The 22361-nt window shown below is 34.4% G+C and carries 22 protein-coding genes; 7 read left to right on the forward strand and 15 right to left on the reverse strand.

The genetic code is table 11. The features are described from left to right. Positions 1–8 precede the first annotated feature (8 nt). Complete coding sequence (locus tag ABJF52_RS16725) at positions 9–1217, forward strand: histidinol-phosphatase (protein ID WP_348152880.1); 1209 nt, start codon at positions 9–11, stop codon at positions 1215–1217. 45 nt (positions 1218–1262) lie between these two features. Here the strand turns inward: ABJF52_RS16725 and ABJF52_RS16730 are convergent, their stop codons facing one another. The 6 genes from ABJF52_RS16730 to ABJF52_RS16755 are packed head-to-tail and all read right to left on the reverse strand — an operon-like array spanning position 1263 to position 7688. Next, positions 1263–2723 (reverse strand): neutral/alkaline non-lysosomal ceramidase N-terminal domain-containing protein, encoded by a 1461-nt coding sequence (locus ABJF52_RS16730; protein ID WP_348152882.1) that lies wholly within the window; start codon positions 2721–2723, stop codon positions 1263–1265. Next, positions 2720–3838, reverse strand: coding sequence for a membrane dipeptidase (locus tag ABJF52_RS16735; protein ID WP_348152885.1), 1119 nt, complete (start codon positions 3836–3838; stop codon positions 2720–2722). Before ABJF52_RS16735 ends, ABJF52_RS16730 begins: the two co-directional genes overlap by 4 nt. After that, a complete protein-coding gene (locus ABJF52_RS16740; protein ID WP_348152888.1) occupies positions 3835–4821 on the reverse strand; it encodes a 3-hydroxyacyl-CoA dehydrogenase family protein in 987 nt (328 codons plus the stop codon). The genes ABJF52_RS16735 and ABJF52_RS16740 overlap by 4 nt, the downstream gene beginning before the upstream one ends. Positions 4822–4865: 44 nt before the next feature. Further along, on the reverse strand, positions 4866–6182 hold the full coding sequence (locus tag ABJF52_RS16745) for an aspartate aminotransferase family protein (protein ID WP_348152890.1): 1317 nt from the start codon (positions 6180–6182) through the stop codon (positions 4866–4868). A gap of 1 nt (position 6183) precedes the next feature. Further along, entirely contained in the window at positions 6184–7296 is a 1113-nt protein-coding gene (locus ABJF52_RS16750) for a D-TA family PLP-dependent enzyme (protein WP_348152893.1), read from the reverse strand. Then, on the reverse strand, positions 7296–7688 hold the full coding sequence (locus tag ABJF52_RS16755) for a Rid family hydrolase (protein WP_348152896.1): 393 nt from the start codon (positions 7686–7688) through the stop codon (positions 7296–7298). The genes ABJF52_RS16750 and ABJF52_RS16755 overlap by 1 nt, the downstream gene beginning before the upstream one ends. A gap of 215 nt (positions 7689–7903) precedes the next feature. On the opposite strand from ABJF52_RS16755, the gene ABJF52_RS16760 reads away from it, so the two are divergent. Continuing rightward, positions 7904–8779, forward strand: a complete 876-nt coding sequence (locus ABJF52_RS16760) for an AraC family transcriptional regulator (RefSeq protein ID WP_348152899.1) — start codon at positions 7904–7906, stop codon at positions 8777–8779. Between the two features lie 14 nt (positions 8780–8793). Here the strand turns inward: ABJF52_RS16760 and ABJF52_RS16765 are convergent, their stop codons facing one another. Continuing rightward, positions 8794–10968: an alpha/beta hydrolase family protein gene (locus ABJF52_RS16765; protein WP_348152902.1), complete on the reverse strand. Its 2175-nt coding sequence runs from the start codon at positions 10966–10968 to the stop codon at positions 8794–8796. 261 nt (positions 10969–11229) lie between these two features. Here ABJF52_RS16765 and ABJF52_RS16770 point away from each other — a divergent pair, with 261 nt between their 5' ends. From ABJF52_RS16770 to ABJF52_RS16780, 3 genes are read left to right on the forward strand one after another with little or no spacing between them, the layout of a single operon-like run. Continuing rightward, on the forward strand, positions 11230–11970 hold the full coding sequence (locus ABJF52_RS16770; protein WP_348152905.1) for an SDR family NAD(P)-dependent oxidoreductase: 741 nt from the start codon (positions 11230–11232) through the stop codon (positions 11968–11970). A 36-nt stretch (positions 11971–12006) separates the two neighbouring features. Beyond that, positions 12007–12807 (forward strand): SDR family oxidoreductase, encoded by an 801-nt coding sequence (locus tag ABJF52_RS16775; RefSeq protein WP_348152907.1) that lies wholly within the window; start codon positions 12007–12009, stop codon positions 12805–12807. A gap of 4 nt (positions 12808–12811) precedes the next feature. Continuing rightward, positions 12812–13285, forward strand: coding sequence for a hypothetical protein (locus tag ABJF52_RS16780; protein WP_348152910.1), 474 nt, complete (start codon positions 12812–12814; stop codon positions 13283–13285). Between the two features lie 30 nt (positions 13286–13315). Here the strand turns inward: ABJF52_RS16780 and ABJF52_RS16785 are convergent, their stop codons facing one another. Both ABJF52_RS16785 and ABJF52_RS16790 read right to left on the reverse strand, forming a co-directional pair. Continuing rightward, positions 13316–14698 (reverse strand): hypothetical protein, encoded by a 1383-nt coding sequence (locus tag ABJF52_RS16785; protein ID WP_348152912.1) that lies wholly within the window; start codon positions 14696–14698, stop codon positions 13316–13318. Between the two features lie 18 nt (positions 14699–14716). After that, the gene (locus tag ABJF52_RS16790) at positions 14717–16000 is read right to left on the reverse strand and encodes a sugar MFS transporter (RefSeq protein WP_348152915.1); all 1284 of its coding nucleotides are present in this window, start codon (positions 15998–16000) and stop codon (positions 14717–14719) included. Between the two features lie 366 nt (positions 16001–16366). On the opposite strand from ABJF52_RS16790, the gene ABJF52_RS16795 reads away from it, so the two are divergent. Both ABJF52_RS16795 and ABJF52_RS16800 read left to right on the forward strand, forming a co-directional pair. After that, positions 16367–16816, forward strand: coding sequence for a 6-carboxytetrahydropterin synthase (locus ABJF52_RS16795; protein WP_348152917.1), 450 nt, complete (start codon positions 16367–16369; stop codon positions 16814–16816). 32 nt (positions 16817–16848) lie between these two features. Then, a complete protein-coding gene (locus ABJF52_RS16800) occupies positions 16849–17616 on the forward strand; it encodes a UDP-2,3-diacylglucosamine diphosphatase (protein ID WP_348152920.1) in 768 nt (255 codons plus the stop codon). Positions 17617–17769: 153 nt separating this feature from the next. Here ABJF52_RS16800 and recJ read toward each other — a convergent pair whose 3' ends face one another. The 6 genes from recJ to ABJF52_RS16830 all read right to left on the reverse strand — a co-directional run bounded on the left by recJ (position 17770) and on the right by ABJF52_RS16830 (position 22358). After that, the gene (gene recJ / locus ABJF52_RS16805) at positions 17770–19458 is read right to left on the reverse strand and encodes a single-stranded-DNA-specific exonuclease RecJ (RefSeq protein WP_348152922.1); all 1689 of its coding nucleotides are present in this window, start codon (positions 19456–19458) and stop codon (positions 17770–17772) included. A 35-nt stretch (positions 19459–19493) separates the two neighbouring features. After that, a complete protein-coding gene (locus ABJF52_RS16810; RefSeq protein WP_348152925.1) occupies positions 19494–19910 on the reverse strand; it encodes an OsmC family protein in 417 nt (138 codons plus the stop codon). 95 nt (positions 19911–20005) lie between these two features. Beyond that, positions 20006–20575 carry a uracil-DNA glycosylase family protein gene (locus tag ABJF52_RS16815; RefSeq protein WP_348152928.1) on the reverse strand — a complete coding sequence of 190 codons (570 nt, stop codon included), beginning with the start codon at positions 20573–20575 and terminating at the stop codon, positions 20006–20008. Between the two features lie 10 nt (positions 20576–20585). After that, positions 20586–20927: a HopJ type III effector protein gene (locus ABJF52_RS16820; protein ID WP_348152930.1), complete on the reverse strand. Its 342-nt coding sequence runs from the start codon at positions 20925–20927 to the stop codon at positions 20586–20588. A gap of 4 nt (positions 20928–20931) precedes the next feature. Then, positions 20932–21603, reverse strand: coding sequence for a 16S rRNA (cytidine(1402)-2'-O)-methyltransferase (gene rsmI / locus ABJF52_RS16825; RefSeq protein WP_348152933.1), 672 nt, complete (start codon positions 21601–21603; stop codon positions 20932–20934). A 68-nt stretch (positions 21604–21671) separates the two neighbouring features. Beyond that, entirely contained in the window at positions 21672–22358 is a 687-nt protein-coding gene (locus ABJF52_RS16830) for a hypothetical protein (RefSeq protein ID WP_348152936.1), read from the reverse strand. Positions 22359–22361: the final 3 nt, after the last annotated feature.

Here is a 22361-nt window from a genome sequence, read left to right on the forward strand (position 1 = left end):
TAAAGGTTATGAAGTCCGTACAAATTTTAATGCTCTTTTTATTCATCGTGGTATTTAGTTGTAAAGATCAAAATTCGAAAACTGAACAATCAAGTTCAAAAAAGTGGTATAAAGGCAATCTACATACCCATTCGTATTGGAGTGATGGTGATGAATTTCCTGAGGTAATCTTAGACTGGTATAAGGAAAGAGACTATAATTTTATGGCACTTTCTGATCACAATACAATTGCAAATGGAGAAAAATGGATTACTATTAAAAACGATTCCATGTACCAAACTGCCTTTAAAAACTATTTAAAAAAATATGGGGAAGAATGGGTAGACTATAAGATTGATTCGAATAGGACTAAAGTTAAATTAAAGACATACGATGAGTATCGAAACCTAACTGAAGAAACCGGCGAGTTTTTAGTGATTAAATCAGAAGAAATTACCGATAAATTTGAGGACAAACACATTCATATGAATGCGACAAACATCCAAAACCTAATTGATCCAATAGGAGGAACAAGTGTTCTGAATGTTTTACAAAATAATATTAATCAAGTTCTTGAACAAAGAGAAAAAACAGGAGTGCCAATTATGCCTCATGTTAATCATCCAAATTTTTTCTATAGTGTAAGTCTTAATGATATGATTCAGCTCAAAGGTGAACGTTTTTTTGAAGTTTACAATGGACATCCAATGGTGCACAATATGGGTGATTCAGTCAATGTATCAACTGAAGAAATGTGGGATTTAATCAATATATCTTATTTAGAAAGCAACAAACCTCTAATGTATGGTCTCGCTACTGACGATTCGCACAGTTATCATCAAAAAGGAACAAAATGGAGTAATGCTGGCCGAGGTTGGGTTATGGTACAAGCCGATACTTTATCTGCCAATGCGTTGATAAATTCCTTGGAAAATGGAGATTTTTATGCCACAACTGGTGTGAATTTAGATGCTATAGAAGTAAAAAATGGAACCTATTCTGTTAGTGTTTTGGACGAACCAGGAATATTCTATAAAATTACTTTCCTAGGTAGTAAGAAAGAAAATACAAATCCTGTAGAATTCAAAACCGTTGAAGGAACTTCAGCAAGCTTCAAATTAACTGATGATATCTTGTTTGTTCGGTGCAAAATAACTTCCACAAAACTTCAAGATAATCCGATTGAAGAATTATTATATGAAATGGCTTGGACACAACCGGTTACTGTAACTGAATAAATTAGTTTGTTATGTAATACATAGCTAATTTAAAACAATCTCGTATTATTTATCGAATAATGAATTCAGTTGTTTAACAGCAGATTCAGCCAATTTTTCTCCAGCACCAATGTCATATGTGGTCGTTCCAGGTGTTGTTTCATAGCCCGTAATCATAGGTTTAAATCCTTTTGGACCTTGAGTAAAAGAAATTTCAGTTGGAAAATAATTATAATCTCCATTAGTAAGACCGACTACTAAAGTATTTTTAAAGGGTGAATTTGCTTTTATATACACTCCAAATTCATTGAAAATTTCACCGGGCAGGCCTACAATTGCAACATCTCCTATCTGCACGACCATAACTTCCAACAAATCAACTTCATTTTGCACCTTGTGCATATCAGCCCACCACTTTGCATATAATTCCTCAGGTATTCCGTCTGGTTGTAAAGCTGGCATACCCTCTTTTTCTACTCTTTTTAATACTGTATTTGCCCATTGAAACTGTTCATCAGTTATAGTCATTTTTTTGATTGAAACTTCTTCTCTCGAAATTTCTACCACACCTGAACCTGATGCAGGTTCCGATTTATTCATAGCCTCTAATGCCGCTACGCCTAAAAGATATCCTATCCGTTGACACTCTTGAAAAGTGTCCAAAAAACCAACTTTATGGTCAACTTGAGTTACGTTTCCAGAAGGAGCGTTTAAAAATAGTACACCAAAATCTTCGCCCTTTACTTTCTGAACTGACTCGGTTAAATATCCAGGATAATCTGCAGTATACAACCAATTATTTCCTGTTAGTGTAGTGGGGTGACAACCAAAATTCACCATTGTTCCCGTTATTTTTCCGCTTTGTTGTACACTTACCGTAATCAATTCGGGATCTTTTCCACCTAAAGATTTCTCTATAAAGCCAGGTTCAAATTTTTCCCAAACCATATGTGTAGTCCCATCAGTAGCTTTTAATCTTCTATTATGTGAAACTCTATCTTCTTGAGCACGTCCAACCAATAGTTCAGCTGGTTCTAGATTCTTATTTGCCTCAACAATTGCACTCGCTGCTTTCTGCAAATAATCTTTTGCTTCAGGAGCTTCTATATGAGATTTTGGGCCGCTATGAGTATGGGTAGCATGAATAAAAATATCTTCAGCTTTTATATCAGAAACTGATTGAACATACTCTCGCATCATATCAATAGACGCCACAGGTATATTGCAAATATCAACAGATAAGATTGCTGTTTTTATTCCATTACTACCCTGTGCAACCATTGCCTTACCGTATAAAGAATCATGAATACCACGTGATGCATAGTCATCTCCACGATAATTACCAACTAAATCGAGACCAATTCTTGGTGTGTAATTCACTTCGGCATATCCTATTTTGAGTCCGGAACTCTCTTGATCATTCACAGTTTCATTTTTTTTACAAGACTGAAATATTAAGGCGAGCGCTAATATTAAAAATACTGTTCCGCAATAACTAATATAATTTTTACATAAGTTTATTTTCATGATAGTATGCGATTTAAAGTTCGTAACCAATTTCCAAAAAAGATATTATCTCTATCTTTTTTAGTGTATCCTCGTTTTCCTAGAATAGCATCGAATTTCTGTAAATCTGCTATTGTATTAATATCATATGGTGTTTGTTCAAGCCCAAAAAGCCCATCTAAATCACTACCAAATCCAATATGATTACTATTACCAGCCATCTGACAGATATGATCAAAATGGTCAACCAAAAGTTCCATATGTATGTTGCATTCTTTAGGGTTGTCTTTACCTAATTTGAAATCAGGATAAAGCATCCAAGTGTCCAACGCACCACCGAGCATACCATCCCTTTCTATAATACATTTTATCTGATCATCTGAGAATTGACGTTCTCCGGGAACGATACTTCTACAATTTTGATGACTTGCAATTACTGTACCTTGAAAAATATCCAAGGCTTCAAAAAAACCTTTATCAGTAAGATGGGTCAAATCTAACTGCATAGGCAACTGATTCATTTCTTTCAATAATTCCTTTCCAATAGCCGTAAGACCGCTACCATCAGAATGCGTTCCTGCTGCATATCTTCCAGGACCGAAATGAGAAATACCAATAGAACGAAGCCCCTGCTCATGAAAAGTATGTAAATAATCTAAATTAACTATTGAATCAGCCCCTTCTAGTGCTAGAATATAGCCTACAGGTTTTTTTTGAAGACCATCAGTACTTTCCGTCCACATTGTAAAATGAGATGCTAATCCTTCTTTGGTTGTTATTTGTACCATTTCTCCCAATGCTTCCATTTCGTGATACCATGCCAATTGACATTGCGCATGAGCGAATGCTTGTTGAGGCGAATGCCAACCAGGAAGAGCCATAGTATGTAACGGACTACCATTTTCAGAATACCGCGAAATCATTGTAGCTAAAACCAGTCCAAGATTTCCTTCACGCAGTTCAGGAAGAGAAACCGTTCCATTACCGCGATCTTGATAATCTTTCCATCCTAATTCACTTTCCTTATCCCTAATTTCTTGTACCGATTTAGTTAAATCACGGTTCATGGTCATGGCATTAGTAGCCAAATCTAAATGGGCATCTATAATAAAAGGCACGCTTGAAGAATCTTTCATTCTGTAATTTTTGTTGAGGATATATTAGCTATAGTCTCGTTATAACTTGAGGTTAATCGATGAATATCAAATGAGAATTTTTCAAATGTTTCTTCCCATTTTTTTGCTTCTTCTGGCGTATAATCATAAAATCCTTTACCATTAAAAACGCCATTTCCATCTGCTTTTGCAATGTCATCTATAAGCTTGGGTACAGTTTTTTGATTACTTAATTCTGGAAACAAATCCTTCATAACCGCATGGTAAGCTTGTAATCCCGTTAAATCCATATAACGAAAAAGACCACAAAAAGCCATCCAATGACCACCGTCATTTTTACATGCACGATCAACATCTTCAACGGTTGCATAACCGTTTTCTACTAAATGAAAAGCTTCACGATACATGGCATACATAATTCTATTAGTAATAAAACCCCGTATATCTTTCCGTACAAGAGTGGGTTCCTTACCCCATTCTTTTGCAATAGTATGTAGCTGTTCTCCAATTTCAATTGGACTTTTTTCACCACATACAATCTCTAAAAAAGGTGATGTATAAGAAGGTTCAGCCCAATGCATTCCAAAAAAACGTTCTGGAACTTTAAAATGATTTTGCAACATACTTATGGGCATTGCTGAAGTGTTTGAAGTAATGATAACCTCATCGGATACACAAGACTCTATTTTTTTAAATACATCTTGTTTTATTGCCAAGTTTTCAAAAACACATTCCATTACTAACCAACATTTTTTTAAAAGGCTATAATCCGATGTAAAAGTGATATTTGCTAATAGTTCATCAGGTTTTTCAACAGTAAGACCTTGAGCATAACACTCCTCCAAGGAATGTCGGATACGATTCGGTGCCGATTTGTCTATCTCAGAGACTATTGGCGAAACAGCAACAACTTTTTGTCCATTTAATAATAATGCTGCCGCAATACTGCTACCCATTAAACCAAGACCAACTATTCCGAGAGTTTCGTTATTTATCAGTTTCATAGGTTTATAAGTTTTTCCCAATTCTTCATATTATTATATATTCTTTACTTCAGTTCTAAGAGGGTTTCTTTTGCCATCGCTATTGCAAAATCTATATGTTCTTCTTCATGCACGGCACTTATATACCAAAGACCTCTTCCTATTATTCGAACACCCCTTTGTTGCATCCCTTGGATAAACATCTTCGATTTAGGTTGTTCATAAGCAATAATACCTCTAAAATCTTTTATGCTATCTACATTTGCGAAGCCAGAATGAAACATTGGCCCCAAACCTTGTACTAATAAATTTTGCCCAGTTTCTTTTGCTACTTTTCGCAATCCATTCATTAATCGATGGCCCAAAGCAAAAATTCGCTTATGAGTACCATCTTCTTCTAAAACTTCAATGGTTCCCAGAGCCGCTGCTATTAATGCACAAGCTGAATTCATTGTTCCTGCATGAATTACTTTACCTTCCGCTATTAATTGCATCCATTCTTTTTTTCCTACTATGGCAGAAATTGGATATCCACTTGCCAGAGCTTTTGCAAAAACGGAAAGATCAGGAGTTATATTAAAGTACTTTTGAGCTCCTCCTAACCCAGTTCGAAAACCAGTGATTACTTCATCAAAAATTAAAGCTGAATTATATTTTGTACAGATTTCTCTTAAGCCTTTTAAAAACCCTTCTTCGGGTAAAATGCAGCCGCTATTACACATTATTGGTTCTGTTATTATAGCCGCTATATCCTTATAATTTTCATTCATGATTTTTGCAACGAGTTCTAAATCGTTCCATGGTAGAACTATAAATTCTTGTTCAATATTATTAGCAATTCCACTGGTCCAAGGTAGCGAATTCGGATTTTCTCTAGTTCCCATTTTTTCTTCATCCAAGGTCAATCCCCATGAAACATTATCTAACCATCCGTGATAATGACCTTCAAAGCGAATAAACTTATTACGACCTGTTTTTGCCCTTGCAACGCGTAGTGCTGTCTGTATTGCCGTTGAACCATCCAAACAAAACCGCATCAAATCTGCAGAAGGAATATATTTATTTAGCTTCTCAGCTAACTCAATTTCTAATATATGCTGTCCAGCAAATAATTGCCCTTTTTCAGAATACTCTTGTACACGTTTCAAAACATGTGGATGTGAATGTCCAACAATCATAGGACCTTGACTTAATGTAAAATCGAGATATTTATTCCCATCAACGTCATACGTATAAACGCCTTCTGCATGGTCGTAAAACAAGGCATGAGGATGATTAAATTTTCGAAATTCAGATGAAACACCACCAGCCAAAACCTTCTTAGAACGCTCTAATAAAACAGCCGATTTGCTATGATCTAATTGCATTTTTATATCCTGCATGTTAAATAGTTATTTTTCGATTTCTTGCTAATACTTCCCAATTGTTTGAAACAATATTATCTTTTATTACTACAAGTTCTTCATATAAATTAACTGTCGGACAAATATGATATGGAATAGCTAAAAAAGGTTCACCTATTTGATATATAGAAGTATCAGGAACGCGCACTATTAAATGCTCCTCAAATTGATTAACGACAACTCCGTTTTCTAAGTTCAAAATTTCGACTCGAGGCAATGGCGGATCCGATGCAGTAGCTTTTGTACCCAAATCAAAGCACATTGTTGTTTTATTAATTATAGAGATAACCCGAGTTAAAATTGTTGCCGCTGGTGTGAAAGGCATCTCAGCGAAGGAAGAACCATAACCTGCATCCCAAAAAAAGAAAGTTCCCGGACTACACTCTACTTCCTCCTGTTTTGCATAAAAAGGAAAAGAAGGAGAACCTCCAATTACCATTGTTAATTTTCTATTTATTTGCTTTTCGGTATTTTTCCGTAATTCGCTAACATCGTTAAATATCGCATCGGTTTGACTCTTTCTAACTTCTATTTGAGAAGCATGAACGTGCCCATCATATATATGAAGACCTTTTATTTGTATTCCTTGAAATTTATCGATTTCCTTAATTAGTTCAAATGCTTCATTTGTTTTTATTCCTGTACGATCCATACCAACATTAACATCGATAAAAACAGTTAATGGTTCTTTTTCAAAGAAATTTGAAAGCATTTTTGCAGATACACTATTATCAACAAGGGCAGAAAAATTGGTTTCAGGAAATTTTTGTCTTAATGCTGAAAAACGATTAGCCTTGGTTTTAGAAAGTTGATAACTCAATAAAACATCTTTTGCACCTGCCAAACCTAAAAGTTCGGCTTCTGCAATAGTACTGCATTTAAATCGGTCGACTCCCTTAGATAAAGCCATTCGAACTACTTCAATACATTTAACAGTCTTTATATGCGGTCTAAGAAATGTATTTTTGGAGCTAGAAACCATATGTAAGGCATTATCAATATTCTTTTCTACAATCTCTGGAAAAACCAATAAAGCAGGTGAATCGATTGCCGAAACTTCTTTAATTTTATAAAGTTTTGAATTTGTAATCATTAACTATTTGGCAATTTAAATACGATATCAATTTCTACTTTAATATTCTCACCTAATACAGACTGAACTGTAGTGCGTGCTGGTTTTATACCCTTAAAATAGTTGGCATATACTGCATTAAATTTATCGAAATCTGCAATATCTTTTAAATGAACAGTACTTTTTAGAGCATCATCCATAGTACCACCAGCAGTTTCTACTATTTGTTTTATATTATCTAATGTTCTTTTTGTTTCTTCTTCTATACTCCCGAGCACAAATTTGCTAGAAGCAAAATCAACAGAGGCCTGTCCGCTTAAAAAAAGCATTCCATTATAGGCAACACCATCGGAGTACGCTCCAGTAACAAATTCTGGATCACGTTCTGGATGAGTAATTTTTATTTTTTCCATAAGTGTCTAAATCGTTTTTAATTAAAACTATAAAATTATTTATCCTAATAAATTCTGAAGTACAATGACTTCATTTTCAAATTTATTTTAAAACAATCAATTTTAGTGATACCAAAAACTGATATTCTAATACAAATAATTATATTTAGCCTGCTAATGATATGATATCAAACAATAATTAGGAGGAAGAGTATCAACTGTGTTATATTAATCCCATGGAAACTACTGAAATTCGATTATTTAAAGAATCTAATCAATCCTTTATCTATCATATTGAAGAAAAAGATTTTGGCATCTATCATCACCATCCAGAATATGAATTAGTTTATATAAAGAAAGGAAAAGGTGTTCGAATTGTTGGTGATAATATTAATGAATTTTCAAAAAACGACCTCGTATTTTTAGGTCCTTATTTACCACACGTTTGGCGTTGTGATGATTCGTATAATAATGCGGATGGCTCGTTTTCCGGTAAAGGTTATGTAATTCAGTTTTTAAAGGAGTTCTTAGGAAAACAATTTTTGCAATTAACGGAAAATCAAAAGCTATCAACCTTTTTTTCCAAAAGCTTTAGGGGCTGTAAATTTTATGGAGATACTAAGAAAAAACTTGTAGGCATAATTATTTCAATGCAAACAATGACTCCAACACAACGTCTTTATGCTTTATTGTCCATTTTAGAAATTTTAGGTACAACTGAGGAATACGAATTTATTTGTAGTCCTGCGTTTTACATAACCGATAAATCATTGAAAAATAATCCTTTGCATGAAGTTGTGGAATATATACTAAAGAATTTTAAAGAAGATATTAAATTAAAAGATGTTCTTGAAATTGCTAACATGTCGAACACCCAGTTCTTTTTAGCATTTAAAAAAACGTATAGAATGCCTTTTAAAAGTTATTTATTAAAGTTACGTATCGGTTATGCTTGCAGATTATTGGCCGACCCACTACGCAATGTTTCTCAAATTGCTTACGAATCTGGATTTGAAAACCTTTCTAATTTCAATAGACACTTCAAGTCGATTAACCAATGTACGCCTACAGCCTACAGAAAGAAGCTCGAGCGAAAAGTGTTAACAAATTAAAGCTACCTCAAACTCTAATTAATCCATTCTGCATATAACTCATCGTATTTGGCATTAGGCAATAGCGGTTTAATAACAAATTGTTCCTTAGCTATATTCATGTTATAAACCTTCTTTATAAATGTGATTTCTCTACTTAATTTTTTATTAAGAATTTGCCCCCCAGCACCATTGGTTTCGCCAATCATCAGTAGTTTTCTAGGTACCAAAGTTGCTCTTAAATCTGGCAAATCGTATGCTGTTAAAGCTCCAGGAACTAAGCTATTTACATATTTTGGAGCATACATACGCGTAGAAGCTATAGTTGCATAAGAACTATAAGGTTGAATAAGTGCTATTCGTTCAATAGAAAGATTGAACGCAGAAGCATGAAGTAGTGTTGGGCACAATGTTCCCTTAGCTACTCCATAAATTTTAGTAGTAGGGTCGTTGAACTCCAACAACTTTATAAGTCTATTTACATCACCAGCTTGAATACCAACAATACTCCTACCTATAAGGACAGAACCAAACCAAACGTTATAATTGATTCCTTCAAGTTCGGAATCCATTCTAAAATTAACTGGTCCTACCTCACCTACTCCAAGTAAGTCAGGAGCCAAAACTGTAAATCCATTCTTTACAAACCATTCTATTTCACGGCCCTCGTCCGCCTCGGCAGACTTTCCTGAAGGATTCAGATATACTAAAGATTTGCCATTGGACACATCTGGTTTAAATAAAAGATAAGGAATTACATAATCCCCTTCTCCTTTTACAAATTTCATATCAATCGTATATCCTACACGGTTTATACGCCCTGTAAGCACAGGTTTATCAATTTCGGTAGGCTCTACGTACCCAGAAAGTTTTTTTGCAACATTTAACACTGATGAAAGATGGTCCTTAAGGTTGTTTCTTTCTTGATTAAGTGTGTCTATTAATCTATCAACATTTTTCTTATTCAGGCTAAAAATCGTTTCTCCTGTAAAAGAAGTGGAGACCTGTCCTGTATCAGTAACCTGCATTTCTTCGGGACTTAAGAATTCTACCTCTAAATCTTCTGAGCTTCCTGGGTTATTCAAATATTTTTGAAAAAAAGCATACATAGCCTCCCTATTATTCTTAGTACTTTTATGTGCCGGAAAAACATCTACAGTAAAATTAAAACTGTCCGATTTTCCATAAGCATTATAAATATTGGATACCTCATCGGCAGTTTCTTGAAATCCCTGAACACTAAAAAAATCACCCGTTGTAGCTAAAATAAGTGCTGGTTTTGGAGCTCTTACAGCTAATAGATCTGCATGGTCTAATCCACGAGCAATACCACTAAAGAGGTTCTGCTCCCCATCTTGTGGGCCAATAGATTGAAATAATCTCGTGTAATTTGTGATATAATTTTCAGGTGCAACAGCTAAAATACGTTCGTCAAAAGCGGCTATTTGTGATGCTTGTGTACCACCACCGGAGCGACCCGTAATTCCAATTCTCTCAGAATCAACTTCCTTCCTACTTAGAAGGTAATCAACAGCTCTAATACCATCCCAAATCATATAACTTGCTTGTGAACTACCTGTTATAAAGGCTTGTGCTCCTGAATAAGAATGACTCTTTGTAGTAACATAAGATTTTGATTCTGGTTGATCAAAATATTCCTGACGTTCTCCCTGCCCAACCGGATCAAATGCAAACACTATGAATCCTTTTTTTACGAGGTTCAATATAATTTGTTGGTAAGCTGCATGATACCCATCTTTCGTATGTCCACTAGTGTAAATTATTGCTGGTGCTTTAGTTCCTTTTTTAATCCCTTTTGGAAGAAACAAAGAAGAAGAAACATAAAACTTTGGTTGCGATTCGAAAATAACATGCTCAACACTGTAGTCAGTTTTATCTACCTTTCTTATAATTTTAGCATTCAATGCTGTTTTTTTTGGAAAAGGACCCACAATATCTAGTAATGTCTTTTTTACAATGGTTTGTCTTGCTTTCCATTCAGATAATGTATTTAAACTAGCGATGTTTTCTTCCCGCTTTTCAAGCTGCTTATAAGCCTGTTCTGCAATATGAAAATATTGAGCATTTGGAGCATCTTTATAAGTGATCCAATTTTTTATCACTGAAATATTTTCTTGAGCATAAATTCCTCGAATCGACACCATTACTATAAATACAATTGAACTAAAATACAGCTTAAAATTTCTCATTGATATTATTAAATTTCATATCAAATTAAAATTATATTTCTTCAAAAACAAAGTTATATTCGAATCATACAAAAAGCTATCAATTACTTATAAAAAAAGGTTTTTGTCAATAAAATTATTAAGTTTAAAAGCTATTAAATTACATGAGAATTATAGAATAAATTATCTTTAACTTGTACGAAAATAAATGAGTTAATAAATTAAATTCGAGTTAATTATTAATCTTTAAAAATCTAATTAAACATTCAAAATGACGAAATATTGAAAAGATTTGAGAATCAAATTGCAGTAATTGTTGGGGGAGCACGGGGAATTGGTCGTGCTATTGCTGAACGTATTATAAGTGAAGGAGGAATTGTGTGTGTATTAGACGTATTACAAACAGAATTGGATGAATTAATTGAACAAAAAGCAGTACAACAAGCATTTGCTGTTGACATTACTAACGAAAGCTTATTGGCAGAAACTATTCAAAATATTATTGAATTGCACGGCAGATTGGATATATTAATAAATAGCGCAGGAATTGTAGGGCCAACTGCCACAAAAATCGAGAATTATAGTTCAATTGATTTTCAAAAAATCGTAAACATTAATCTAAATGGGGCTTTTAACGTAACTAAAGCAGTAATACCACAAATGGTCCAACAAAATTATGGAAGAATATTACATGTAGCCTCAATTGGTGGCAAAGAAGGTAATCCTGGTATGGTAGGTTATACCGCAAGTAAAGCCGGTTTAATGGGATTAGTAAAAGGCGTAGGAAAAGAATATGCGGAGACGGGAATAACCGTTAATGGTTTGGCTCCGGCTGTAATTGCAACTCCAATGAACAAGGATACCAATCCGGAAATGCTAAAATATATGACTTCTAAAATTCCGATGGGTCGATTGGGCACCGTAGAAGAAGTTGCTTCATTGGTGTGTTGGATAGTGTCTAAAGAAGCGACTTTTAACACAGGTTTCATATTTGATATCTCCGGTGGTCGCGCAACATTTTAAATAGTAGTATTTTTAATTTTAAGAATTATAGTAAACATGTTACAAATAGATTTTAGTAATAAACGATACTTAGTTACCGGTGGTGCAGGAACAGGAGTAGGGTCTGGAATTTGTGAAGCTATTGCTGCCAGCGGAGGGCAAATATTACTCAATGATATAAATTTTGAAAAAGCCAAAATCGCAGCTCAGAAATACGAAAATGCTTTTCCAGTACCAGGTGATGTTAGCAGCCAAAAGGAAGTCGAAGAAATGTTTGCTTTAATTCAAAAAGAATATGGTCCAATTCATGGGTTAATTAATAACGCAGGGGTTGGTCTTCGTAAAGAAGCGCACATTGCAGAAGAATCTGATTTTGACCATCTTTACAATATCGATGTTAAAGGTGTATGGATGATGGCAAAAGCGTTCGTCAATCAATTAAATCGAAATAAAATAAAAGGTCATATAGTTAATATATCTTCAGTTCATGCACATGAAACTTTAACTAAATATGCCATCTATGCTAGTGCCAAGTCAGCGGTTGAAGGTCTTACCAAAGGCATGTCGATAGAATTAGGCGAATTTGGAATACGCTGTAATGCAATAGCACCAGGTTATGTTGATTCACTACAGAATTGGGATGCAGCTGCATCTTGGACAGACGACCCTAAAGGTTTTTTCGAAGAACAACAAAATGATTATCAAAGCCTAAAACACGCTATAAATGCAAGAGATTGTGGAAATACAGCTGTATTCTTACTTTCAGAATTAGCCAACTCAATTACAGGGCAAACAATAATTGTTGATGCTGGTTTAACCAATTTATTGCATGCAAATAGTTTTATACAAGATAAATAATATTATGAAAAAAAATCCATTCGAAAACGACGCCGATAGAAATTACCTTTGGGAAATGCTTGTAAATAGAGATATAAAAGCTTTTGTTCTTCAAGACTGGAAAATGGTTGAAAATGATTTTTTAACTGAAGGGTTCATGGGTATTGATGCGGGGAAAAACTACAATGTAGATAAATGGGAACTTAAATATCCTAATCTAGAGGCCTACAAAAACGAATGGTTATCACAGGCCCAAGACTTTTCGAAAATGGAACTAACAGAAGACAAAGAAGAAGCTTTTCATAGGGTTACCGATATGCTCGATATCGAAATAAAAGAAGGTGTTGCCTTGCTTCATAAAAAATTCAGTGGCTCTTTTATTAAAAATGATGGTGAAGAAATACCCACAGATTGGCGTACGTTATATCGTTGCCAAAAAATAGAAGGTACTTGGAAAATTGTCGGATTTACTGGTTATATGCCACTAAATTTAAAATAGTTATTAATTAAAATAGAACTCATGCTTATGTTATAGTATGTTTTCAACTATTTTTAATAGAGCATTCTTTATTTTACTTTCTGCATTCACTTCTAAAAAACTACTTCTAGCTCTCCACGTTTCGTAACCCCCTTTATCTATTTCGTGAGCAGGAGGAACGTAACCATCATAGGTGTTTGCCAAACATATTGTAAAGTAATTTTTCCCTTGAAGCTGCTTTTTAAGCCACAAACCAGTTTCAGTAAATATTTCTCCACCTAAAGCACCGATTATTTGGTCTCCAATTTTCACAGCCTGTAAGGCTGCTACATGTTTATTAGGATATTCATTTAAAAGAATTTGCTCTCTTGCATAGACCATAGCTATCCCGTGTTCATCTATTTCAAGAGCATCAAATTTATTTTTTGCCAATATATTTTCTGCTAATTGTAATTGCTCCTGATTTGGCTTTCTAATAGATAGTTCTACTTCATTATATTCAATTTTCAATTCAGGAGAATCATCCCATACCAAAGAATCAATTTGTTCATAAATTACTGACGCAAGGTCTTTCCCCATCATTTCGGTCTTAGCAAATTCTACATTAGGAAATTTGTTGGGTTTCTGGAAGTCCCAAGTATTTACATCAGCCCCAGTACCATAACTCATAATAGGTACAAAGTCATCTCCTACTCCAAAATTCTTCTTTAAGTACTTTGCAAAAGTTCCATAAAAATCTGCTGTAATAGTGTCAACATCCCAATCTCCCGCATAATGCGAATTATAGTTCCCTAAAATTGAAATCCATTCATCATCAAGACTTTTAACCGCCAGAAAACCGACCTCAGGATCAACTGGAGCAGCAGAAGAGATAATTTGATTTTCAGCGCCAAAAGGATTCGTTTTAATTTTATCTAATTTTTGAGTAACCGGATTATTAGCTTCAAAACCATCCGTCATTAAATATCTTCTACATAATTGATATCCCGATAAACTAGCTTTACCTGAAGCGATTTTCGCAGGCTTCATTTTTTCCAAAGCATCTACAACTGATTTTACAATTAAATCTGGTAATAAATTCCTATAATTGATATCGACAGCTCCTCCTAATAATCCTGCCACGTTGCCAGCACCATGGGTATGGGTGCAGGCCAATGTTATATGTTCCATTTTTATTCCAGTTTTATCTGTTATCTTATTTTTCACAAGATTTAAAAGGTCTGATGGCATAATACATATATCCACCATAACAAGGGCATATAAGGTTTGTTCTTGTTTAAACACTAAAGATTTAGAAAACAAATGATCATGAATAAATCGGGCATAATGAGAGAAAAAATCCACACCGATTATTGTTCCTTTCACAGGTGTAATATCTGTCTGGGCTACTCCGGCATAAAATAAAGACTTTTTATGTACAACTGAATTTTTCATACTTCTACTTTTAAATAATCAACCAATCTTTGCAGTTTTCCAATAATCGGTTCGATAACCTTTTATTGAATAATAGAGGATAAAGAGATAACATGGTAGTAGTATTAAAACAGAGACTTGTGGATTTGAAGCATAGGTATCTAATAATTCTCCAAAAACAACAGTAACAATACCCCCACCTATTAGGGACATTATCATGAATGCTGAAGCTTTTTTAGTGTGTCCTCCAAGCCCTCGAAGTGCTAATCCCCAAATGGTTCCCCAAAGCATGGAAGCACTAAAACCCAATAAAAGCATACAATAAGCACTATATATCCCCGACGTCAAATAGGTGCCCACTGTTAAAACAAGTCCCCATATGGATGCAAATAAAAGAACCTTCTGTTGTGAAACATATTTTGGCACTAATATCGAAACTAATAAATAACCAAATAACATAATAAACAACGTATAAGTACTAAAATGTCGCGCTGAACTCATAGGGATATCTAACGCCTGACAATAAATAATTATACCGTCAATAGGAACTGTCTCACAAGCACCAGCAACGAAAAGTGCTATAACACCCAAAACCAAATATGGATATTCATAAACACTTTTTCGGTCTTCTAAAACTTTTCCATCTTCATCAGTTGCACTTCCCATTTCATCAACCTCAGGGAGTTTTGAAAAATATACTAATCCAGCTACTCCAAACAATACAATTGAAATAATAATGTATGGATTCACAATTTTTAAAGCATAAGAATCTAGTGCTTCAGCTTTTTGTAGTTCATTCAACCCTTCTAGACTTGAGGAAAGACTATCTGCATCGGCAAGAAATACGCTTCCTAAGACGAACAAGCAAAATATTCCAGCAACTTTGTTAGCAATTCCCATATAGCCAATTCGTTGTGCAGTTCCCTCAATTGGACCCATTATAGCGATATAAGGATTTGCCGCAGTTTGCACTAAAGCCAAGCCAGTTGCCGTAACAAAAAGTCCTGCTAAGAATAATGGATAAATTCTTGAATAAGCGGCAGGAATAAATAACAAAGTACCTAGAGCCATAACGCACATTCCCCATACCATTCCCTTTTTATAACCAGTATGTTTCAGCACATACGCAGATGGAAGTGCCATAACAAAATAAGCAAAGTAGGCACAGAAGGCAACCAAGGTAGCCTCAAAATTGCTTAACTCCATACATATTTTAAAATACGGAATAAGAATACCGTTAATCCAAGTAAGAAAGCCGAAAACAAAAAATAATAAGCCAATTATGGCTAGGGAATAACGATACGAATTTTTATTTTCAGCCATAGGTATAAATTAATAATATATTGTTTTAGTTACTTTTACACACTTTCCTCTCAAATATATCTGAAATAACTTTTTAATGATAATATCTAAAATCGAATTTTTGATACTAATCCTTAATTTGATTTTAAAAGTTATGAAACAGTGTTAGAAATAATAAGCGCATTCTTTTTTCGTTCTTAGGTTTTAATACGATGTTATGGATATTTTAAATTTTCTCAACGGCGACCTAATTTTTCCACTTTTGGCCCTATTTGTAGTGGTTATTTTTTTCGTAAACAAAGTACGTGCTCGAAATCGTTTCAAGCGTTAAGCTGCAAGTGATTTGCATGTCGAGAATTGCTACCTTTGCTTTTTTCAAGCATAAAGATGTCAAAAATTAGAATAACAAAAGAATTTACATTTGAAACAGGCCATGCCCTTTACGGATATGATGGTAAATGTAAAAACGTACATGGTCATAGCTACCAACTTTCAGTAACCGTAATAGGCGAACCAATTACAGATACTACAAATGTAAAATTAGGTATGGTAATAGATTTTGGCGATTTAAAAAAAATCGTTAAAGAAGAAATCGTTGACCCATTTGATCATGCTACTGTATTCAACAAAAACACACCACATGTTGAATTAGCTAAAGAACTAAGTGATAGAGGCCACAATGTAATATTAGCTAATTATCAACCAACTAGCGAAAACATGGTCATTGATTTTGCCAGTAAAATTAAAGCTAGACTTGCAAGTCCTATTCAGCTCTATGCCGTAAAATTACGCGAAACTGGTACCGCCTTTGCCGAATGGTATGCAGAAGACAATTAAAGGTCATGGGTTTTGCTATCTTTATAACCTAGATGAAAAAAATTTCAATTCCAACAGGCAAAAAAATCTATTTTGCTAGTGATAATCACTTAGGAGCTCCTACAATGGAGCAAAGTCGCCCACGTGAGATAAAATTTGTTGCTTGGCTTGATGAAATTAAACACGACGCAGCTGCCATTTTTCTTTTAGGGGACCTTTTTGATTTTTGGATGGAATATAAAACTGTTGTCCCCAAAGGCTTTACTCGTACCTTAGGCAAATTGGCGGAAATTTCCGATTCTGGAATTCCTATCTATTATTTTGTTGGCAATCATGATTTATGGATGAATGGATATTTTGAGGATGAACTTAATATCCCCGTTTTTCATAAACCACAACAATATCTATTTAATGACACCTCCTTTTTTATTGGTCATGGTGATGGACTAGGACCTGGCGACAAAGGTTATAAGCGCATGAAAAAGGTATTTACACATCCAATATCAAAATGTTTTTACAGATGGTTACATCCAGATTGGGGAGTTCGTTTAGCACAGTACTTATCTGTAAAGAATAAACTTATTTCTGGTGATGAAGATGTTCATTTTTTAGGAGAGGATAAAGAATGGCTCGTGAGTTATGCAAAACGTAAATTAGAAACGCAACATTACGACCATTTTGTATTCGGCCATCGTCACCTTCCTTTAGAGATTAATTTGAATGAAAAATCGAAATACACCAATCTTGGTGACTGGATTTCGTACTACACTTATGCAGTTTTTGATGGCACTACTCTTTATTTAAAAGAATATAAAGATTGATATAAAAATTTACCTAACCGACTTCAAAGTTTGTTTTCATTAATTGATAATTTATAGCTACCTAAAAATCAACATCGTAAAAAATGAAACTGACCAGATAGTTTGTCATCAAATTATATTTAAGTATTAATTTAAATTAAACAGCTTATTAAATTAGCGTAAATCACGCAATTTTAATTGCAAACTCACATTGCCTAGCCATTCATTTTCATCCAAAGAAAAAACTGCATCAAAGCTATTATTGTTTTTTACTATTCCCAGTTTATCGCCTAAATTAAAGCCAATTGCACCAATAGGCTGACTGCCATTTTGAGTAGCAGTAAGCTTTAAATGTTTTTCTTCTTGTCCAACACCTTTTGCGTAACCGGTATCCTTCAAATTTTCTGCCATAAAAGTAGGAGTCATATTTCCAGGACCAAAAGGTGCAAATTGTTTAAGTATTCGCATTAATTTGGGGGTAATCTGTTTTAATTCTATTTTAGCCGATACCGATATTTCAGGTGTTAATAAGTGAGCATCAATGGTTTTAGACACCACTTTTTCAAATTGATTTTTGAATTTCTCATATTCCGTCTCAAGCAGTGTTAATCCCGCCGCATACTTATGACCGCCGAACTGTTCAATACAGTCAGCGCAACCTTGTAACGCATTATAAACATCAAACCCTTTAACAGATCTAGCTGATGCTGCTAATTTATCTCCGCTTTTAGTAAATACCAGAGTTGGTCTATAATAAGTTTCGGTAAGTCTAGATGCTACAATACCTATAACCCCTTTATGCCAAGTCTCGTTATAAACAACAGTGGTAAAACGCTCTTTTTCTTTATTTACTTCAATTTGAGATAACGCTTCTTTAGTTATTTCTTGATCTAATTCCCTACGATCATGATTATATTTTTCTATTTCAGCAGCAAACTTAGTTGCCTGATCTAAATTTGTTTCACTTAAGAGATTAACTGCATGTTGTCCATGCTTCATTCGCCCAGCCGCATTAATTCGAGGTGCAATGATAAAGACTACATCAGTAATGGTAAGTGTTGTTTTTTTTGTTTGATTAATAATTGCTTGAAAACCTATTCTTGGATTAGAATTAATAACTTGAAGACCGTGGTATGCCAATACACGATTTTCACCGGTCATAGGCACAATATCCGCACCTATTGCCGTAGCAACTAAATCTAAATAAGGAATTAAATCATCAATTGTTTCCCCATATTTAGAGCCTAAAGCCTGTATTAATTTAAATCCAACTCCACAACCGCAAAGTTCATCATACGGATAGTTACAATCTGCCCTTTTCGGGTCTAAAATAGCAATTGCATTAGGTAGCTTATTTCCAGGTCTATGATGATCACATATAATAAAATCGACATTCTTCTCTTTGGCATAGGCTACCTTATCAATAGCTTTTACACCACAATCTAATGCAATTATTAGTGAAAAACCATTGTCATCAGCAAAGTCAATTCCCTTTAATGAAACACCGTATCCTTCTTCATACCGGTCTGGAATGTATGTAGCAACATTTGGGTAGAAACTCAATAAATAAGAAGACATTAGCGCAACTGCAGTAGTACCATCAACATCGTAATCACCAAAAACTAGAATATTCTCATTATTTGCAATTGCCTTTTCAATACGTTCCACAGCCACATTCATGTCTTTCATTAAAAAAGGATCATGTAAATCCGATAGTTGTGGTCTAAAAAAGTTCTTCGCTTCATCATAGGATGATATCCCCCTTTGCAAAAGTAATTGCGCTACTAAACCTTCAACATTTAGCACATTTGCCAAATTGTCTATTTGTTCTTGTTCTGGTTTAGGCTGTAAATTCCAACGCATAGATTAAGATAAAATCAAATTTCAAGAGTTTAATCTTATTTTTTATGAAAAACAGTTTTTACATCAAGCTTTGCAAATTTCCGAAACATCTCCATCACCCCGCAATATTTTTCCACAGATAGGTCAACTGCTCTTTGTAGCTTTTTTTCATTAAGGTTAGCTCCATAAAAATGGTACTCAACTGTTACTGCATCATAATGCTTAGGATCTTCATCAGTAAGGTTAGCAATAGTATCTATTTGAAAATCGTCTACCTCTAATTTCATTTTTTTTATTAAAGAGGCTACATCTAAGCCAGAACAACCAGCTAAGGCTGACAACATTAGTGATTTTGGCCGTAGTCCATCGCTTCCTTCTGCATTGTCAATTTTAAAAGTATTGCCCGACGTATTGGTACTTTCAAATGCCATTTCTCCAAGCCATTTGGTGGTAATATGATTTATTGCTCCCATAAATTTAGATTTCATTTTAATACACAAAAGTAATACAAACTATGTTGGATAGCAGCGATATTAGGTATAGCTTCAGATATAATTCTGAATATTAATTACATAAATGGTTTCACAATTTCTTGTAAATCGGACACCACCATTTCTTCAAACCATGGATTTTTCTTTAACCAAAAACGATTTCTTGGCGAAGGATGTGGTAATGGAAAGAACCTTGGTAGGTACTGGTTATAAGCCTTTACTGTTTCGGTTAGGTTTTTCTCCATCTGCTGTTTCAAATAATATTTTTGAGCAAAAGTTCCAATGAGAATAATTAAATCAAGATTTGGCATATTATTCCAAAGTGATTGATGCCATAATGGAGCACATTCTTTCCGAGGCGGCAAATCACCTCCTTTTCCCTTTCCAGGATAACAAAATCCCATAGGAATAAGGGCAATTTTTTTTTCATTATAAAAATCATCATCCGAAATGCCCATCCATTTTCGAAGTTGCCTACCACTTGGATCATCCCATGGTATACCTGTTTCATGGACTTTAGTCCCTGGAGCCTGTCCGATAATTGCTATTTTAGCCGATTCATGTCCTGCAACTATTGGTCTTGGTCCTAAAGGTAAATGTGCAGCACACACTTTGCATTTTCTTATTTCCGAAAGTAATTGCTCCATTTTATGAGCTTTATTTTTTCTTTAAAGCGAAACCCTCAAAACGGAGTCCTTCAAAACCGGTATTCATAAAATTCCGAATATTTTGATGATCTGCACCGTCAGGAGTATTTAGAACATCGCTATAATATTGACCAAAACAAGCTAGGGTCTCTGACTTAGATAGGCCCTCTAATTGTGCAAAAGCAAATAATTTACATGAGCCTGAATTTTGCCCACTATCATTATTTACCGCTCCATTTACAAATGCGGTAGGTGTAAAATTATAATTGTTCTCAATTACTTCTATAGTTTCAGAAAACTCAATATTCTTTGGTGACTCTTTTAATTTTTGTTTGAAAGATGCTAAGCTCATATTTTTATTTTTTTCCTGCCACGATAATAACAATTTCTCCTTTAGGTGGGTTACCCGTATAGTGTTTTAAAACCTCAGTAGTTGTCCCTCGAATTGTCTCTTCGTATAATTTAGTTAATTCACGAGAGACAGAGACTTTTCTATCATCACCTAAAAATTCAACAAAATTTCCAAGAGTCTTTAACAATTTATGAGGCGACTCATAAAAAATCATAGTTCGCGATTCTTCAGCGAGGAATTTCAATCGCGTTTGTCTGCCTTTCTTAACGGGTAAAAAACCTTCAAAGACAAATTTATCATTGGGTAAACCACTATTAACTAATGCCGGGACAAACGCAGTAGCTCCAGGCAAACAATCAACCGTTATTCCGTTTTCAACACAAGCACGGGTTAATAAAAATCCTGGGTCAGAAATAGCAGGAGTACCGGCGTCAGAAATGAGTGCTATTGTTTCACCAGCTTGTAATTTCTTTATTAAACGATCCACCATTTTATGCTCATTATGCATATGATGACTCTGCATTTGCGTGGGAATTTCGAAATGTTGCAGAAGTCTACCACTTGTACGTGTGTCCTCGGCCAAAATTAAATCAACTTCCTTTAAGACGCGTATCGCTCTTAAAGTCATATCTTCTAAATTACCAATAGGTGTTGGAACAATATATAATTTCCCCATAATTCAAAAATAAAAAACCGAAAGCTGACAAATCAACTTTCGGTTACTTTTAGTCCAAAAAAAGAGTGTTAGGCAAATTTATGTTCAATTAATGCCATTAATCGCTCTTCATATTCTTCTTTACCCAACCAATTATTATATTCCGGCTTAACCATGTTTTTCAGGAACGAAATGGAACGCTCTTCCGATTCAATGGTTGCTAATTGGGACATTACACGTTGGTAATCCTCAGTATTTCCATCAAATAAATGCTTTACAAAAGCAAGGCGGTCATTTAGCCCGACCTTAATGTCTTTTTGTAATCTATCGTTTAATGAAAGTGTTTTAGTATTTGTTTCTGCGCTTTTAGCTTCAGGTTCAAAGACTTCCTTATCATTTTTCATTAATTGCGGTTTACCAAGAAAATCTGCTAAAACTTCATCTACAGATTCTTCATTAGGCATCTCAGAAACCATATTTTTAATGGTATCCATGCCTTTATGATTGATGATATCATCTTCGTGCGGATTATTTTCAGGTACCGAAGTATTTTCTCTTAATACCGCATTAGCCATTTCTTCAAATTTAGCAGCAATCACATTTTTAGAAACATCGACTTGTATATCACTTAACTTCTCATCAATAAATTTTAGTACTGCCAATTTCTCGTATAGCTCCTTAGCTGCATCATACATCGTAGCTATATCATTCATATCTCTAGATGTGATAATTTCAGTGGATAATTTCCTGAGCTCTTCCTTCAGTTTATTCTTCATAGC

It is taken from the genome of Aurantibacter sp., assembly GCF_039941195.1.
GTDB lineage: Bacteria > Bacteroidota > Bacteroidia > Flavobacteriales > Flavobacteriaceae > Aurantibacter_A.